This window comes from Pseudoalteromonas sp., assembly GCF_041629635.1.
Taxonomy (GTDB): Bacteria; Pseudomonadota; Gammaproteobacteria; order Enterobacterales; family Alteromonadaceae; genus Pseudoalteromonas.
Genome location: NZ_JBFKMX010000260.1, coordinates 1 through 2,386, shown reverse-complemented (window position 1 = coordinate 2,386; position 2,386 = coordinate 1). Strand labels below are relative to the sequence as shown.

The following is a 2,386-nucleotide window of genomic DNA, read 5'->3' as shown; positions in this document are numbered from 1 at the left end:
TCGACTTAGCAAATACTCTCGAGCGCACAACAATACTCATAAAAGGTTCGCGTAGTTCTCGCATGGAACTATTAGTAGACGAGCTGAATAATAAGAAAGGTGAACAGTCATGTTAATGTGGTTGGCTGAATATTTAACCCAATTTTACTCTGGTTTTAACGTATTTTCGTACTTAACATTCCGTTCAATTTTGGGCGTGTTAACAGCACTTATGTTGTCGCTTTATTTTGGCCCTAAATTAATTCGCCGCTTACAACTAATGCAAATTGGCCAAACTGTTCGTGATGATGGTCCTGAATCGCATTTATCTAAATCGGGTACGCCAACTATGGGTGGTATTCTGATATTAGGCTCTATATTCGCAAGTACATTGTTGTGGGCAGATTTAAGTAACCGTTATGTGTTAGTCACTTTATTTGTGATTGGTTCGCTAGGTGCTGTTGGTTTTATTGATGATTACCGCAAGGTTGTGAGAAAAAACACCGACGGACTTATCGCACGTTGGAAGTATTTTTGGCAATCAGTCATAGCGTTAACGGCAGGGGCATTTTTATTTTATAGCGCAACACTTCCGCAAGAAACATCATTAGTTGTCCCGTTCTTTAAAGAAATTATGCCGCAGTTAGGTCTGTTTTATATAGTGATGGCGTACTTTGTAATTGTTGGCACATCAAATGCGGTTAACTTAACCGATGGTTTAGATGGCCTTGCTATTGTGCCGACAATTTTAGTTGCAGGTGCATTTGCATTTATTGCCTATGTTACCAGTAATGTGAATTTTGCTAACTATCTTCATATTCCTTATATCCCTGAAGCAAGTGAGTTAGTTGTGCTATGTACTGCGATTGTTGGTGCAGGCTTAGGTTTCTTATGGTTTAACACTTACCCAGCGCAAGTGTTTATGGGGGATGTGGGTTCACTCGCCTTAGGTGGCGCGCTTGGCATTATCGCCGTATTAGTTCGCCAAGAGTTGGTACTAGTAATTATGGGCGGTGTGTTTGTAATGGAGGCGCTGTCGGTCATCTTACAGGTGGGTTCTTACAAACTACGCGGTCAACGCATTTTCCGTATGGCACCAATTCATCATCATTATGAATTAAAAGGTTGGCCTGAGCCGCGTGTAATTGTGCGTTTTTGGATTATATCGGTAGTGCTTGTTTTAGCGGGCTTAGCAACATTAAAGTTGAGATAAATGAATTATTTAGACGAACTAAAAAACAAAAAAATTATTGTGCTTGGGTTAGGTGTTTCTGGCCTGAGCACGATGCGTTTTTTTGCTCGTAAAAATATTGATTTTAGTGTTGTTGATAGCAGAGAAGTGCCACCAAATGAAGATATCGCAAAACAACTAGCAAGTAGCTTTCACTTTGGAAAACTCACCAAGTCTGTATTTGAAGATGCAGAGTTGATTGTGATTAGCCCTGGGATTGCGCTTTCTAATATGTATATACAAGATGCAATTTCGCGTGGCGTTGAAGTCATTGGTGATGTTGAGCTCTTTGCAAGACTCAATACAAAACCTGTATATGCCGTGACAGGCTCTAATGGTAAATCGTCAGTAGTAACGCTTACACGTGATGTCTTAAAACAAGCTGGATTTAATGTTGCCTTGGCTGGCAATATTGGCATTCCAGTTTTAGATGTTGTTGATGAAAATTTTGAGTTTTATGTCTTGGAGCTATCAAGTTTTCAATTAGAGACTACTCATTCATTAGTATGTGAAGCAAGTTGTGTACTTAATATCAGTGAAGATCATATGGATCGTTACGATAGTCTTGTTGATTATGCAAATGCCAAGCAACGTATTCATTTACACAGTAAACTTGCAGTGGTTAATTATGATGATGTGTTAACTCATACTTCACATCAACCGCAAGTAAGCTTTTCAGCTCAGCAAGGTGATTACCAACTAACCAATCAGAATTTTTCTGCCTTTGGTGAAGCCCTGCTAGCGACAGCCGAACTCAGTGTAATTGGTTTACACAATCAACTTAATGCTCTAGCCGTAATGGCACTTTTGAAAAATTTAGATTTATCAGTAGACGTTTTTAAAGCGGCATTTAATCAATTTTCTGGTTTAGCGCATCGTTGTCAGTTAGTAGCTGAACATAATAAAGTGCTTTATGTTAATGATTCTAAGGCAACTAATGTCGGTGCAACGCAAGCGGCATTAATCAGTTTAGCAAATGGTAAAAACATTATTTTACTCGCAGGTGGTGTGGGTAAAGGTGCTGATTTTTCCCCACTAAAAAACGAAATTGAAACCTACGTAAAGCAACTTATTACATTTGGTGAAGACAGAGCAAAAATAGCCGCTTTAAGTGATAACACTAAACAAGTTGAATCACTTGAACTGGCAGTGAAACTAGCAAATGAATGTGCTGTT

The 2,386-nt window shown here is 39.0% G+C and carries 2 protein-coding genes; both read left to right on the top strand.

Going from position 1 to position 2,386, the window contains the following annotated elements; translation table 11 throughout:
* Nucleotides 1-109: 109 nt before the first annotated feature.
* Nucleotides 110-1,192 (top strand): phospho-N-acetylmuramoyl-pentapeptide-transferase, encoded by a 1,083-nt coding sequence (mraY, locus tag ABYD77_RS18900; RefSeq protein WP_372771638.1) that lies wholly within the window; start codon nucleotides 110-112, stop codon nucleotides 1,190-1,192.
* Nucleotides 1,193-2,386: UDP-N-acetylmuramoyl-L-alanine--D-glutamate ligase (murD, locus tag ABYD77_RS18895; protein WP_372771637.1), on the top strand; the 1,194-nt coding region annotated here is incomplete at its 3' end.